The 14,358-nt window shown below is 65.2% G+C and carries 12 protein-coding genes; 7 read left to right on the forward strand and 5 right to left on the reverse strand.

Annotated features, from left to right (window positions below):
* Positions 1 to 17: 17 nt before the first annotated feature.
* Entirely contained in the window at positions 18 to 1,127 is a 1,110-nt protein-coding gene (locus C3Y92_RS04640; protein WP_129349931.1) for an NADH:flavin oxidoreductase, read from the reverse strand.
* Positions 1,128 to 1,132: 5 nt separating this feature from the next.
* A complete protein-coding gene (locus C3Y92_RS04645) occupies positions 1,133 to 1,507 on the reverse strand; it encodes a hypothetical protein (protein ID WP_129349933.1) in 375 nt (124 codons plus the stop codon).
* 179 nt (positions 1,508 to 1,686) lie between these two features.
* On the opposite strand from C3Y92_RS04645, the gene C3Y92_RS04650 reads away from it, so the two are divergent.
* Positions 1,687 to 4,833, forward strand: coding sequence for a hypothetical protein (locus C3Y92_RS04650; protein WP_129349935.1), 3,147 nt, complete (start codon positions 1,687 to 1,689; stop codon positions 4,831 to 4,833).
* Positions 4,834 to 5,188: 355 nt separating this feature from the next.
* Here the strand turns inward: C3Y92_RS04650 and C3Y92_RS04655 are convergent, their stop codons facing one another.
* The 3 genes from C3Y92_RS04655 to C3Y92_RS04665 all read right to left on the reverse strand — a co-directional run bounded on the left by C3Y92_RS04655 (position 5,189) and on the right by C3Y92_RS04665 (position 9,530).
* A complete protein-coding gene (locus tag C3Y92_RS04655) occupies positions 5,189 to 5,686 on the reverse strand; it encodes a hypothetical protein (RefSeq protein ID WP_129349937.1) in 498 nt (165 codons plus the stop codon).
* Between the two features lie 644 nt (positions 5,687 to 6,330).
* Positions 6,331 to 7,548: a bifunctional nucleoside/nucleotide kinase/histidine phosphatase family protein gene (locus tag C3Y92_RS04660; RefSeq protein WP_129349939.1), complete on the reverse strand. Its 1,218-nt coding sequence runs from the start codon at positions 7,546 to 7,548 to the stop codon at positions 6,331 to 6,333.
* Complete coding sequence (locus C3Y92_RS04665; RefSeq protein ID WP_129349941.1) at positions 7,548 to 9,530, reverse strand: peptidase U32 family protein; 1,983 nt, start codon at positions 9,528 to 9,530, stop codon at positions 7,548 to 7,550. Before C3Y92_RS04665 ends, C3Y92_RS04660 begins: the two co-directional genes overlap by 1 nt.
* 186 nt (positions 9,531 to 9,716) lie before the next feature.
* Between C3Y92_RS04665 and C3Y92_RS04670 the strand changes: the two genes are divergently transcribed.
* From C3Y92_RS04670 to C3Y92_RS04695, 6 genes are all read left to right on the forward strand, one after another.
* Positions 9,717 to 10,898, forward strand: coding sequence for a pyridoxal phosphate-dependent aminotransferase (locus C3Y92_RS04670; protein WP_129349943.1), 1,182 nt, complete (start codon positions 9,717 to 9,719; stop codon positions 10,896 to 10,898).
* Positions 10,899 to 10,945: 47 nt separating this feature from the next.
* Positions 10,946 to 11,542 carry a YkgJ family cysteine cluster protein gene (locus tag C3Y92_RS04675; RefSeq protein ID WP_129349945.1) on the forward strand — a complete coding sequence of 199 codons (597 nt, stop codon included), beginning with the start codon at positions 10,946 to 10,948 and terminating at the stop codon, positions 11,540 to 11,542.
* Between the two features lie 136 nt (positions 11,543 to 11,678).
* A complete protein-coding gene (locus C3Y92_RS04680) occupies positions 11,679 to 11,972 on the forward strand; it encodes an RNA recognition motif domain-containing protein (protein ID WP_129349947.1) in 294 nt (97 codons plus the stop codon).
* Between the two features lie 163 nt (positions 11,973 to 12,135).
* On the forward strand, positions 12,136 to 13,662 hold the full coding sequence (gene ffh / locus C3Y92_RS04685; protein ID WP_129349949.1) for a signal recognition particle protein: 1,527 nt from the start codon (positions 12,136 to 12,138) through the stop codon (positions 13,660 to 13,662).
* A gap of 61 nt (positions 13,663 to 13,723) precedes the next feature.
* Complete coding sequence (gene rpsP / locus C3Y92_RS04690; RefSeq protein WP_006922265.1) at positions 13,724 to 13,963, forward strand: 30S ribosomal protein S16; 240 nt, start codon at positions 13,724 to 13,726, stop codon at positions 13,961 to 13,963.
* A gap of 141 nt (positions 13,964 to 14,104) precedes the next feature.
* Complete coding sequence (locus C3Y92_RS04695) at positions 14,105 to 14,338, forward strand: KH domain-containing protein (protein WP_006922264.1); 234 nt, start codon at positions 14,105 to 14,107, stop codon at positions 14,336 to 14,338.
* Positions 14,339 to 14,358 lie beyond the last annotated feature (20 nt).

The following is a 14,358-nucleotide window of genomic DNA, read 5'->3' on the forward strand; positions in this document are numbered from 1 at the left end:
CGGCGGCGTGGCGGCCGTTATTCCGGCCGTTCCCCCTGTCTGGCCTCGGTGACGCAGTAAAGCCCCTGGCCCGAGCGGGCCGGAGCGAAGCAGAGATTGTCATTGACGCAGGCAGCCGGAGCCGTGTCCCCGGCCTGCCAGCGGGCAACGAGCGCGGGTTCGCGGATAAACGGTCGGGACATGGCCACCAACTCGGCGTCGCCCGAGGCCACGATGTCCTCGCAGGTTTGCAGGCTGCGCAAGCCCCCGACCAGGATCACCGGCATGGTCACCCCGGCCGCTTTGACGGCCCGGGCCGTGTCGCGGTACCAGGCCTCGCCGTCGGGAATGGCGATGCGTCCCGGGCGCGAGAAATTGAGCCGCCCGGATTCGAACACCCCGCCCGAGAGTTCCACCGCGTCGAGACCCGCCGCTTCCAGCCAGGAGACGACCTGGACGCACTCGGCCGAAGTGAAGCCCTCGGCGATGAAATCGTCGCTGTTGATCTTGGCCAGCACCGGATACTCCCGGCCGATGCGGCCCCGGATGGCGCCGAGCACTTCCAGCAGCAGTCTGGCCCGATTTTGCAACGAGCCGCCATACGCGCCGGTGCGGCGGTTGGTGCGCGGCGAGAGGAATTGGCTCAGGCCATAGCCGTGGGCGGCATGAATCTGCACGCCGTCGGCCCCGGCGTCGCGGCAAAGGGCCGCCGCCGCGCCAAAGGCGGCTTCCAGCCGGGCCAGATCCTCGGCTTCCATGGCTTGGCCGGCGGCGGCGTCCTCGGGAACCGACGGCCCAAGCGGCGCTTGACCGGTCACCTCCGGGTCGGCCCGCAGCCCGGCGTGGGCCAGCTGCACCACAAACCGGCCGCCGTAGGCATGGACGATGCGGGCCAGCCGGGCGATGCCGGCCTCCATGTCCGGGCTGTGCGCGCCAAGCTGGGAAGCCCGGGCCTGGCCGCGCTTTTCCACATAGGCGTGGCTGGAGACGACCAGCCCCACATCGCCCTTGGCCAGGGTCTTGAGCAGCGCTTCCAGCCGGTCCGAGGCCGAGCCGTCGGCGTTGGCCATCCCTTCCCCGGTGGCCGAGCGCACGAAGCGGTTTTTAAGCCGCATCCCGTTGATGGCGATGGGCGAAAAGACCTGCATGGCGCTTACGCCGCCTCGAAGCGGTCAATAAACCGCTCCAGATCGTTGGGGTCGCCGTCCCGGTAGTCTTCGGGATAGAGCAGGGCGCTCATGAAAAACGGGCTTTCCAGCTGCAGGGCCAGGGCCGCCCGGCGAGCGAAGTCTTCAAGCCCGGACAAAAGCGCGCCCGAGCCGTCAACGGCGCTGCCTTCCAGGGCCTCGTCGGCCTCGTCGGGCAGGCCTTCGAGCACCAGGCACTTTTCCGTCATCAACCGTATGTACCCGGCCTTGTCCCCGGCCTCGTGGAGCAGCCGGCCGGCCTCGGCCTCAATCTCGCGGATGCGTCCCGCCGCTTCCCGCACCACGCCCAGGGCCGCGGCCGGCGCTTTACGCTTGGTCATTGTTCCTCGTTCCTCCAAAGCCTTGGACGGACAAACCGCTTCCCGTCCGAGAACACAGTATGAACAATCCGGCCGGCCAAGGCAATCGCTTCCCTTGTACGACGCACCGCTTTTCCGGCCGCCCCCTTGACGCGGACAGGGGGAAACGGTAGTCATATTGTGAAAAATAAGACAAGGTTATGACGCATAACATACCCCCGGATCAGGGGATTCCGCCGCTGCCCGAAGCCAACGCCAGCGCCCACGCCCTGGACGGCGTGCCGCGCTCGGCGCTCTCGCGCCTGTGTTTCGACGCCGGCGATTACGAACTGCTGCGCATCGTCAACGACGTGCTGGCCCGGCGCGGCTCGTCGAGCTTAAAACGCCTGCTCGCGCCGTATCTGCATCCCCACGGCATCAAGGAAATGGCCGCGCCCAAGGGGCTGCGCATCGCCTACGCCGTCATCCATCTGCTGGGGTCCCTGGAGGCCGGCATGGCCGGCGACCGGTTGACCGCCTTGCGGTCGTTGCGCGACGAGGTCATGGCCGCGGCCGAGTCGGGCTTGGAGAAAAACACCGCCCGGGTGCTGCTGCAGATCATGAAGGAACTGGTGCGCTCCCGGGACACGCCGCGCCGCCAGTTGGAGCTGGCCCACGATTTCCGCAGCGCCGTGTCCGGCCGGCCGCGGGTGGTGCGAAAGCTCCTGGCCGAGTACCATCTCCTGGAAATGCCCGAGGAGTGGAACCAGATCGCCTTTGACGACCACGTCCACGACGCCAACACCAAGGGCCGCAAATCGCCCACCCATCTCATCATGGACGCCTGGATCAAGGGCATCCGACGGCTCACGGTCATCCACTACCATTTCGTGCGCCCGGAGACCGCCGCCGAGCTGCTGGAAGCCGCCGCCATCATGGACATGCGGGTGGACATCGGCATCGAATGCCTGGCCCGGCATCGCGCCGGCCACGTCAAGCTTGTCTGGTCCCCGCGCGGTTTCACCCAACCCGAGGATTTCGCCGCGTTTCTCAAAAAGCCCGGGGTGCGCGAATTCATGCGCGAGGGCTTCGAGCTGTCGCTTCGCGAGCAGCGCCATGTCCTGGCCGTGCTGGCCGCCTTCAACGCCCGCCACCGCCAGGCCATCCGCGACCGCTACGGCCTGGACCTGCCGCCCCTTGATCACGAAGAGTTCCTGGCCTTCGTGGGATCGGGCCAGGCCAGCCTGCTGCATCTGGCCCGGTTCATCCGCGACGCCCTGGCCCCGCTGCTGGACGCCCAGGCCGGCGAAACCATGGACTCGGCCGCCGCCGGCAAGGCCTGTCCGCTTTTGGCCGAACGCGACAGCCTGGACGTGGAGTCGCTCTTGGACGACTACCTGTCCCCGGCCGCCAACCCGGACATCGCGCCGCCCGAGGCCCCCCAAGACGGCGAGACCTTGCCCGAGCGCCTGACCGTGGACGTGGCCGAACTGGCCCGCCGCATACACGCCCTGCATGTCGGCAACAGTCTGGCCCTGTGCACGGCCGAAATGCCCTTTGCCGACGTGCTGCTGGCCCTTTTCGCCTGTCGCGGCGACATCACCGGCTGCGACGCGTTTAATCTGCGCGTCTTCGAAACCGGCGGCGGCGACGGCGGCGACGCCCTGGCCCTTATTTCCATCGTCAACGCCGGCAACGTGGTGGCCTTAAAGCGCCTCATAAACCGCACCGCCGACGCGGCCGAAGCCGGCGGCGACGCCGAAACCGCCGCCAACCTGCGCGATCTGCGCCGCGACGTGGCCGCCATCGCCGCCGCCTACCGCGCCCGGCCCCTTGCGGCCCGCATCGGCACCGACTCCACCGGCCAATCCACCCGCTGCCACGGCATGGGGCTGGTGGTGGCCGACACCCTGCCGGCCCGGACCCGCAAGCGCCTGGCCCGCCGCGAAAAGCGGCCTGGGATGAGCCTTCGCCGGGCCATCCCCGTGGGCGTGGCCGTCTCGCCCCGGGTGAGCACCCTGCCCGACGAATTTTCCAGCGACCTTTCGGCCCGGTTCTTCCGGTTCCTGCGCGGCCTGCCCGGCCTGCGCCTGGCCGGCTATCGCTACGTGCTGGAGTGGGTGGGCAAACGCTATTTCAAGGCCACGCCGCAAACCGCCAACATCCACACCCTGGGCGGCATCCAGCAAAAGGCCAGCCAGCGCTATCTGGCCCGGGCCGAGGCCTTGCGCCGGCCTCTGGGGCTGTCCTGGCGGTATCTGAGCAACACCATCAAGAACGTGCTGAAAATCGGCCTGGGCTTTGCCGTGGCCGCCGCCTCGTTTGCCAGCATCAACTCCTGGTGGGTCCTGGCCTGGCTGGGGCCTTTCATCTGGTTTGGCATCACGGGCGTGCGCAACGTTATCCAGGCGGTGCTCGGCAGCGGCGGCCTGCGCCGCTCGCCGCTTTTAACCTGGAAAGACTACGTGAGCTTCGACCGCCTGGCCGATTCGCTCATGTTCACGGGCTTTTCCGTGCCGCTTTTGGACATCGTGGTGCGCACGCTGGTTTTGGGGCAGGGCTTTGGCGTCACCACCTCCAGCGCGCCGCTTTTGCTTTTCGCCTGCATGGCCGTGGCCAACGGCCTGTATCTGGCCAGCCACAATCTGCTGCGGGGGCTGCCCAAGTCGGCGGCCGTGGGCAACCTGTTTAGGTCCGTGCTGTCCATTCCCCTGGCTTACGGCCTCAACCAAGGCCTGGCCTGGCTGCTCATCCAGGGCGGCCTGCCCGACCCCGAGCCGGCGCTTGAGCCCTTTGCCGCCATCGTCTCCAAATTCGCCTCGGACTGCGTGGCCGCCGGCATCGAAGGCTTGGCCGACCGCTCCAAGTACGTGCGCATGCGCCTTCGCGACTACCGCGAGAAATTCAAGCAACTCTACGACACCTACTCGCTGCTGGAGCTGCTCTATCCCAGCGACGACGTGGCCAAACTCCTGGAAACGCCCAAGGAATTCATCAATTCCATCGGCTCCCAGAAGGGCGATCTGGACAAGATCGTCATCGTCAACGCCTTGGACTTCCTCTATTTCTGGATGTATCAGCCGCGTGCCCGCACGGTGCTGGCCCGGGCCATGCGCTCCATGTCGGCCGAGGAGCGGCGCATGTTTCTGCTGTCCCAGTACGTGCTGCTGCGCGAACGCGAAATCAGCCGGCTGTTCATCGAAGGCTTGGTCGGGCGCAAGTTCGCCCCGGCCCTGTCGTTTTATTTGAGCCACGCGAGGCGTTATCTCGACGATCTCCAGGAACTCGCCCACCGCCACCCGCCCGCCGAAGCTTTGACCTTGGAGAACGCGCTGCTGGGACGAGACGTCCGGCTGGGCGGGTTGTAGCGGGGATGGGAGAGAAGACGCGGGGAGAGTAGGGCAGGGGGATGCCTCCGGCGGCTGGGGGCCTGAGGCCCCCAGACCCCCCGACTGAAGAAAAGGGTTAAGGGGATTTCGACGGGCATTGGCTGCGCCGACCCACGGACCTCCCCGCGAACAGACGTTGATTTTCGCTTGGCGACAGCCGTGCAACAAAGCGCCCCGCCTTCCGGTCAAGCCGGGAGGCGGGGCGCTTTCTCTTGAACTGTGGTGGGGCCCGGGCGTCGCGTCCTCGAAACGGTCATGTCGCGCGTTAGCGGCAGCTCCCTGAAACCATGGCAGGTCGCGTGGCGATGCACCCGCGCCGTCGCCGGGGACGACGCTAGGCCTCGGTGGACCCGACGCCGGACAGGGCGCTGGAGATGATGCTGTCCATGGTGGCCATGGGATTGTCGCCGCTTTGCTTGGCGTACTGCTGGGCAGCCTGGCCCTGGGCGCCGTTGCCGCCGGAAGGGGGCGAGGGCGGGGTCAGGGAATCCATGGAACCCGACGAGGACGCCGAGGCGAATTGTTCCGCCATGGAGGACAGCATCTTGGCCGTGTTGGAATCGGACGCCCCGTCGGCGGCTTCGGAGAGCTTGTCGGAAATCTGCTGGGTCACTTCCTTGAACTTGTCCGGGTCGGAGCTGGCCAAGTCCTTGAGCTGCTGCATGGCCTTGGCCCCCTTGGAAAAGTCGCCGCCGTCGCCTTTGATGGACAGCCCCGAGGCCAGGCTGTCCGTGGCCGAGGATTCGGTGGAGCTGGTGCTCGACGAGCTGATCAGGCTGCTCAGGGACGTGGTCGTGCTGCTGTACGAATTGCTGATGAGATCCGTGCTCATGGTGATTCTCCTCTTGCAAGGCAAGGTTGACGTCTGCCTGGCTTATCGGCCCATGAGCAGGGAAGTTTATATAGAAATTTTTTTTATCCGTGTGTAACCAGTGGGTTGGTGTGACGTCCGTGGTGCTATTGGCCTCGTATTTCAAATTTAAGTGTGCATACCTGTGCTATAATTATTGTTACTTGACTGATGTAATATTTTTATTCGTGTAATAAACTGCGAGAAATTTGGTTGTTGCGGAGGAATGACTTTCAGTGTCGGCGTTTTATGGAGATAGTTCCGTGCTGTTCAGGATTGTGTCGGCATGGCGAAATGGTGTTCTTTTCGCGTGTCTCCAAAATCCTGATGGCCTCCGGGAGGGTTTCCGGGGAGGCGCAGCGGCTGGACAGGGGAAGGGGGCGGCGGGAAGGGCGCTGGGATGTCGGGCTGGGAACAGGCGGGAGGGCAAGCGACGCCGTTGCGCCGCGTTGCGTGCGCACCAGGGCAAGAAGCACACGTTGCGGTGGGCGGCGTCCCCGGCCGTGCACGGTCCGGCGACAGGGCCGCCCTATAAACCTTTCTCCAAGTGGGGGGTCCGGGGGCCTCAGGCCCCCGGCCGCCGGAGGCATCTTCCTCTTCTCCTCCCTCTTCCTGTCCCTCTCCCCCTAAAACTTGCGCAGTTCGAACAGCTTCTTGCTTTGGGTCGAGACGATGTGGAAGTACTTGTCCTGGGGGATAAAAATATAGGGCACGTCTTCGGCGCGGCGGAACAGGAAGTCCGAGAGGATCATGCGGTTGACGGCCTGATGGCCGATGATCATGATGTATTCGGAGTTGCCGCTCAAATAAATGGCTTTCTTGATGCCGCGATAGACCCGGCCGGCCATGGTGGCGTAGCCTTCGCCGCCGGGATAGACGAAGTTGTATTTGTTGCGCGCCCGGGCGGCGAAGAGTTCCGGCCGTGCACGCTCCATCTCTGCATAGCTCAGGCCGTCGCATTCGCCCACATCAATTTCGTCGAACTCCTTGAAGGCGTGGTGGATGGTCGTGCCCTTGCGCGTTTCCAGGAGCGGCTCGGCCATTTCCCGGGTGCGCGTCAGCGTGCTGGTAAAGACGTAGGGCAAGGGCGTGCCGATGAAGTGGCGAGACAGGGCCCAGGCCATGCGCCGGCCTTTTTCAGTCAGGCTGGAGTCGCCGCCGACGCGGTTTTCCAGGTTGTATTCGCTCTCGGCGTGGCGCACGAGAAAGAGGTTTTTGATCCAGTCCGACATGAGCAGGTCGCGGATGCGGCCGTAGTGGGGCACGTCGGAGTGGACGCGTTCGGCGATGATGCGGTTATTGAGGGTGTCCAGGCGCACGAGGTTGCCGGCCTCGTCGGCCGGGGCGTAGATGTGGCGGTAGTAGCCGATGCGCGAGAAAAAGCTTTTGGCCGCTTCATCCTGGGGCAGATGGGCGAATTCCGGCAGCCGGGTCTTGCGGGCCACGGACAGGGCCAGCAGTTCGGGATCGTCGTTGATGCACTCGATAAAAAGGATGGGATGCGGAGCCATGCTTTGCCGCAACGTCTCCCGCCGTTTGCGGGAGACGTTGGTGGCGTCGAGGATGGCGATCTGGCCTTCGGCCGTCAGGTAGGCCTTGGCCTCGGCGATGCTCACGGCGGCGATGCGTTCGCGAAGCGCCGCCGCGTCGGCGTTGTCCGGGTTGTAGAAGCCGGCATGGGAAGTGTTGCCGGCGACCATGCGCCGGCGCACGTCGCCGTTGTTGAAGATGCCGACCTTGATGTCGTCTTTTTCGAGGTTTTCCTTGATCTTGGCCGCGACAGTGGACTTGCCCATGGCCGGCAGCCCCACCATGGCGATGCAGAGCTTGGCCGGCCGTGCCATTACAGCAACCCGATTTCCCAGTTGAAGTGGCTGGTGCGGTCGCGCCGGTTGACTTCCTTGGGCAGCGGCTCGCGCAGGTCCACGAAGACGCAGTAGCCGGCCCTCACCAGGGCCTCGCGGTGGCGGTAGAGGTCCACTTCCCAGTTGGCGTAAAGCCAATAGGTGCGGTCATATTTGACGGCCCAGAACGCCTCTTCCTTGGGGCTGATGACGGGCAGGCAGGTCTTGACCTCGCCCGAGAGCACCCGCGACAGCCCCAGGGGCCAGGCGCCCTTGGCCACGACGCCCAGGTGCAGCGGGGAGGTCTTGGGCAGGCCAAGCAGTTCCTCGCCCGACAGCTCCGGCGAAACAAACGCGCCGTAAAAGCCGTTTCGGGCCAGTTCGCCCAGTGCCAGGGGATTGGCAACGTTGCAAAACGGGCCGGCCCAGAAGTCCAGGCCCTTGGCTCCGTCCGGGAACAGGCCGGTCTGCCAGGGGGCGTTTAAGACGAAGCGTTTGCCGCCCCGGCTGACGATGGCGGCGATGAGGCTTCTAAATTCGCTTTCCTCATCGGGCCAGATGACCGGCGGCAGCCACCACCAGACCATGGCCGCCCGGCCAAGGGGCAGATTCTGGGCCCGGTGGGTGGAGATCCACACGCCAAAGGGGCTTTTTTCCTTGCGCATGTCGGGGTGCCGCCACACGCTTAAGGACAGCGGCTCGCTGCGAAACGGCTTGGCCGGCTTGGGCAGCTTGGCGACGAATTCCGACGGCTTGGCCTCACGCGGGGCGATTTTGTCCAGGGCGGCTTCCAGGGGCGCGATCTTGGCGGCCAGGGCCGGGTCGCGGCGGTCGATCAAAAAGACCGGGATGCCGGACTCAGGTCGGCTTTCGGAGGCGTCGAAGGTCAGCGTCAGCCGGCCGCCCTTGGGCACGGTGCGGGTCACCTTGACCACGCGGTGGCCGGGTTCGTCCTCGAAGCCCACCCGCAGCAGGTCGCCGGGCATGAGGCCCACCCGGGTGGACAGGTTCCACTGGCCGCTTTTGATGCCCCGGGTGAGCTTGCCGGCGGGCATGCCCGAGCCGGTGCGCTCCTTGGTGTCGATGGGGTTTTTCGGCCGCTGGGGCAGGAAGTTGTAGTTGGTGCCGGGCCGGCCCAGGGCCTGCTCCAGGAAGCTCGCGGCCATTTTCTTGGCCGAGGCGTCGTCGGCGGCGTCGCGCAACAGCTTGTAGGCGGCCACGGTATGGTAGACGTAGTGCGGGCCTTTCTTTCGGCCCTCGATCTTCCAGGCCGTGATCTCGGGAATGGTGAGCAGGGCCTTGGTCAGCACGTCCAGGCTCAAGTCCTGGCAGGAGAAATAGCGGCCCTTCTGGCCCCTGTGGTCGTAGATGCGCCGGCAGGGCTGGACGCAGCGGCCGCGCAGGCCCGACTTGCCGCCGAGGTAGCTGCTCCAGTAGCAGCGCCCCGAGACGTTGTAGCACAGCGCGCCGTGGACAAAGGCTTCCAGGGAAAGGTCCTTGGGCGCGGCTTCGGCCATCTCGCGCATCTCGTCAACGGTCAGTTCGCGCGGCAGCACCACCCGGGAGAAAGAGTAGGCGGGCAGGGTGGCCAGACCCGACGGGCTGCTGACGTTGGCCAGGGTGGACAGGTGCAGTTCGCCCTTGTAGCCGGCTTGCCGGGCCACGGCGGCCACGCCCAGGTCCTGGACGATGAGCGCGTCGGGTCCGACGTCGGCGGCCAGGCGCGAGATCAGGCGTCCGGCCTTGTCGGCCTCGTCGGGCTTGAGCAGGGTGTTGATGGCGACGTAGGTGCGCACGTTGCGGCCCCGGGCCATTTCGGCCAGTGCGGCCAGCTCGGAGGTGGAAAAGTTGCGGGCCAGCATGCGGGCGGAGAAATGTTTGAGGCCGCAGTAGACGGCGTCGGCCCCGGCGGCCACGGCCGCCAGAAACGAATAGGGATCACCCGCTGGGGCAAGGATTTCAGGCTTTTTCGCCTCGGTCATGGGAGTCTCGCGAAGATAGGGATTAGTGGCAGGCAGCGCCGTGAGGCGAAGACCATAAACCAAACTTTCCCGGGAGGGAATTGTTTTTTTCTAGTCTGTCGCGAAACGCCGCCGATCTCGTTACCATATTGCGTCGCTCCGGTTTTTGCGCCATGCTCGCCGGACACTTTTTTTGGAGGGTCGGCCGTGAAACTGGTCACCGAGCAAATGGAACAATTCCTGTCCGGCGGCGCCTGGATCCGCAAGATTTTCGAACACGGGCTGGAGCTCAAAAAACAATACGGCGAAGACGCCGTGTGCGACTTTTCGCTGGGCAACCCCGACCTGCCGCCGCCGGCCGTGGTCGGCGAGTGCCTGGCCGAGCTGGCCGAACAGGCGGACAAGCCCTTTGCCTTCGGCTACATGCCCAATCCCGGCTATCCGGCCGTGCGGGCCGCCCTGGCCGAGCACCTCTCCAAGGAGCAGGGCATCGCCATAGCCGCCGAGGATTTGCTTTTGACCTGCGGCGCAGCCGGCGGCATCAACTGCTTTTTCCGGGCCGTCCTCACTCCGGGCGACGAAGTCATCTGCCCGAACCCGTATTTCGTGGAATACGGCTTCTACGCTGGCAATTCCGGCGGCGTCCTCAAACCCGTAGCCACCAAGCCCGATTTCGACCTGGACATCGCGGCCATGGAAGCGGCCATCACCCCGCGCACCCGGGTGGTGCTCATCAATTCGCCCAACAACCCCACCGGCATGGTCTACAGCAAGGAGACGCTCACCGAACTGGCCGCTATGCTGACCCGGGCCTCGGCCGGCCGCGAGCGCCCCATTTATCTGTTGGCCGACGAACCCTACCGGTTTTTGGCCTACGACGGGGCGGACGTCCCCTCGGTGTTGCCGCTGTATCCCTATTCGTTGGTCATCGGCTCGTTTTCCAAGAATCTGTCCCTGCCCGGCGAGCGGGTGGGGTATGTGGTCGTGTCGCCGCTCATGGAAGGCCGGGAGCAGCTCGTGGCCGGGCTGGTTTTCGCCAACCGCATCCTGGGCTTCGTCAACGCGCCGGCCGTGGGCCAGGCCTTGCTGCTGCGGGCCCTGGGCCAGGAAGTGGACCGGGGCATCTACGAGCGCCGCCGGGCGGCCATGGCCGGAGTGCTGACCCGGGCCGGCTACGAGTTCATCATGCCGCGCGGCGCGTTCTATTTCTTCCCGAAGTCGCCCGACGCCGACGAATTGGTCTTTCTGGATCGTCTGGCCAAGGAACGCGTCCTGGCCGTGCCGGGACGCGGTTTTGGGATGCCGGGCTATTTCCGGCTGGCCTTCTGCGTGGACGAAGCGGTCATCAACCGTTCGGAAGCGGGGTTTGCCCGGGCCATTCGGGGCTAGTTCCGCGACTTTGACATTGGCCGGGTGTAACGTAGTGTGGCGTCACTATGCCTGTGCTGTCCCTGCGGCGGGTACGTGAAGCCGCCCCGCGTCTCCCCTGGCTCACGGCGCTGATCGAGGCCTGCTCCATCCTTGATCAGGGCGTGGCTCGGGCAATCGCGGGCTCAAGGCGTACGCCGGCTTGCGGCCCTGAATGCCATGCCTGTTGCAGCCAACTTATACCGGTCTCCACCATCGAGGCGCAGGGGCTGCGGTGGTTTGCCCTGAGCCATCTGCGCGGCGACGCGGCGTTGGCGGTGGGGCGGGCGCTTTTGGCGCAACGCCAGGAGCCTTGTCCGTTTCTTGTGGATGGCGTCTGCGCGGTCTATCCGCTGCGGCCCCTGGCTTGCCGGGAGTACATTGTTTTTGGCTCGCCCTGTCTGGCGGGGGAGCGTCCCGACGTGTCCCGGCCTCATGACGTTTTGCCGTTGCCGCGCATCGCCCAATTGCAGGCTTTTACCGTGTTGTTGCCCTTTTACGGGGTCATTGACAGCGACGCCAGGGAGGCGGCGCTGCAAAACCGATTGGTGCTGCGCGACACCCGGTTGTTGCAGCAGCTCGACTGGCAGGGGCTTGGCGCGGCGCTTTGCGGAAATAATCATTGACAGCGGTGCGCCCCATGCGTAGTTCTCGCCATCTTACAATGTTGGCTAAGTCTTTTTCCCAGTCTCCGAGGACCTGCGTGTTTGCAAGCTCCCGACGACCTTTGAAGAGTTAGCCCGAAATCTGGAGCGCAACGCGATGTCCAAGAAACTCTATGTCGGCAATCTGCCCTTTTCCACCAACGAAGACGAAATCCGCGACCTGTTCGCCGCCTACGGCGACGTGACCTCGGTCAAGCTGATCGTGGATCGTGAAACCGGCCGTCTGCGCGGTTTCGGTTTTGTGGAAATGGCTTCCGACGGCGCCGACGCCGCCATGCAGGGCCTTAACGGCAAGGACTTCGGCGGCCGCGACCTGCGGGTCAACGAAGCCGAAGAGCGCCAACCCCGCGCCGGCGGCTACAACGACCGTCCCCGTCGCAACAGCTGGTAGTCCTCGGACGCCCGGCATCGACTGAAAGACGCCATGGCCCCGTCCGCTCGCCGGACGGGGCTTTTTTTTCCAGCCGCCGGGCCGGTCCCGGCGGCCTCTTGACGTCTGGACCACTTGCCGTTATCAAGTCAAACTTTGCCCTTTACCGAGGTGCGCCAGGACCATGTTCGACAGCCTTACAGACAGACTCGAAGACGTTTTCCGCAAGATCAGGGGCCAGGCCCGGCTGACCGAGGAAAACGTCCAGACCGCGTTGCGCGAAGTGCGTTTGGCCCTGCTTGAGGCCGACGTCAATTTCAAGGTCGTCAAGGACTTCGTCGAACGCGTCCGGGAACGGGCCGTCGGCCAGGACGTGCTCAAGAGCCTCAATCCCGGCCAGCAGGTGGTGAAGATCGTCCACGAGGAACTCATCGAGATCCTCGGCGGGCAGGCCACCGACCTCGACCTGTCCGGTTCGCCCTCCGTCATCATGGTCGTGGGCCTGCAGGGCTCGGGCAAGACCACCACCTGCGCCAAGCTGGCCCTGAAGCTGCGCCGCGAATTCAAGCGCAAGCCCTATCTGGTCCCGGCCGACGTCTACCGCCCGGCGGCCATCGACCAGCTCCACAAGCTCGCCTCCCAGCTCGACATCGAGGCGTATCCGTCCACCCCGGACCAGAACCCGGTGGCCATCTGCGCCGCCGCCCTGGCCGAGGCCAAGCGCACCGGCCACGACGTGGTGTTGCTGGACACCGCCGGCCGCCTGCACATCGACGAAACCCTCATGGACGAGCTGGCCGCCATCAAGGCCGGCTGCGCCCCCGGGGAAATCCTTTTCGTGGCCGACGCCATGACCGGCCAGGACGCCGTCACCGTGGCAGCCGCCTTCAACGAGCGCCTGGACGTCACCGGCGTGGTCCTGACCAAGATGGACGGCGACGCCCGGGGCGGCGCTGCCCTGTCCGTGCGCCAGGTCACGGGCAAGCCCATCAAGCTCGTGGGCACGGGCGAAAAGGTCTCCGATCTGGAGCTTTTTTATCCCGACCGGGCCGCCTCGCGCATCCTGGGCATGGGCGACATTCTCACGCTCATCGAGAAAGCCCAGACCGACGTCGACGCCGATGAAGCGGCCGAGATGGAGCGCAAGCTGCGCAAGGCCCAGTTCACCCTGGAAGACTTTCGCACCCAGATGCGCCGCATCAAAAAGCTCGGCTCCCTGGAAGGGCTATTGAAGCTCATTCCCGGCATGTCCCAGGTGCGCAAGCAGCTCGGCGACGTGCAGATGCCGGAAAAGGAGATGGCTCGGGTCGAGGCCATCATCAACTCCATGACCAAGGCCGAGCGCGACAATCCCAAGCTGATCAACACCAGCCGCCGGGAACGCATCGCCAAGGGTTCGGGTGTGACGGTCCTGGAAGTCAGCCAGTTGCTGAAAAATTTCACCCAGATGCAAAAGATGATGCAGCGCATGATGGGCGGCAAGGGGATGCCCTCCATGCCCAAGATGCCGCCTGGGATGAAGATGCCCGGAATGCCCCCGGGCGGGATGCCGGGAATGCCCGGCATGGGCGGCATGGGCGGAATGCCTGGGATGCCGCCGGGCATGGGCGGCATGGGCGGGGCGCCCGCGCCGAGCAAGGCCGCCATCGAAAGCGCCCGGGCCGCCGCCAAGAAGAAGAAAGAACAACGGAAAAAACGGAAAAAACGCTAGCCGCAAGGTTCGCGGGCTTCCACAACAGCAAATCGTCCACCACATAAAGGGGAGACACGTTATGGCCATGAAACTGCGCCTGACCCGCATGGGTTGCAAGAAGCGCCCGTTCTACCGCATTGTCGCCATGAATTCCGAAACCCGCCGCGACGGCCGCGCCCTGGAATACCTGGGCTATTACAACCCCATGGTTGACCCGGCCGAGATAAAAGTGGATGGTGATAAAGTACGGGCCTGGCTGGCGCGCGGCGCCGAGCCCACGGACACCGTGCGCGCCCTGCTCCAGAAGGCGGGCGTCTAGGCGCAAGCCGGCGGGTGACCGCCGGGCCGGTCCGGCCGGCAAGCCGCGACGCCGCCGCTTTGCTCCCGATAGCCGGGAGATCTGCGGACTCGGAAGCGGAAGTCCTTCGCTTGCTCTGACGGTTACCCTCAGGAGGTGCGTATGTTGAAGGACTTGATCGAATACGTGGCGAAATCGTTGGTGGATAATCCGGACCAGGTGCACGTGTCGGAGATTGAAGGCGAGCAGACCTCGGTCATCGAACTCAAGGTGGCCAAGGAAGATCTCGGCAAGGTCATCGGCAAGCAGGGCCGCACGGCCCGGGCCATGCGCACCATCCTCGGCGCGGCCTCCACCAAGGCCCGCAAGCGCTCCGTCCTGGAAATCCTCGAATAACCCGGCCGGCGCGCACGGCC

The organism is Solidesulfovibrio carbinolicus (assembly GCF_004135975.1).
GTDB lineage: Bacteria > Desulfobacterota > Desulfovibrionia > Desulfovibrionales > Desulfovibrionaceae > Solidesulfovibrio > Solidesulfovibrio carbinolicus.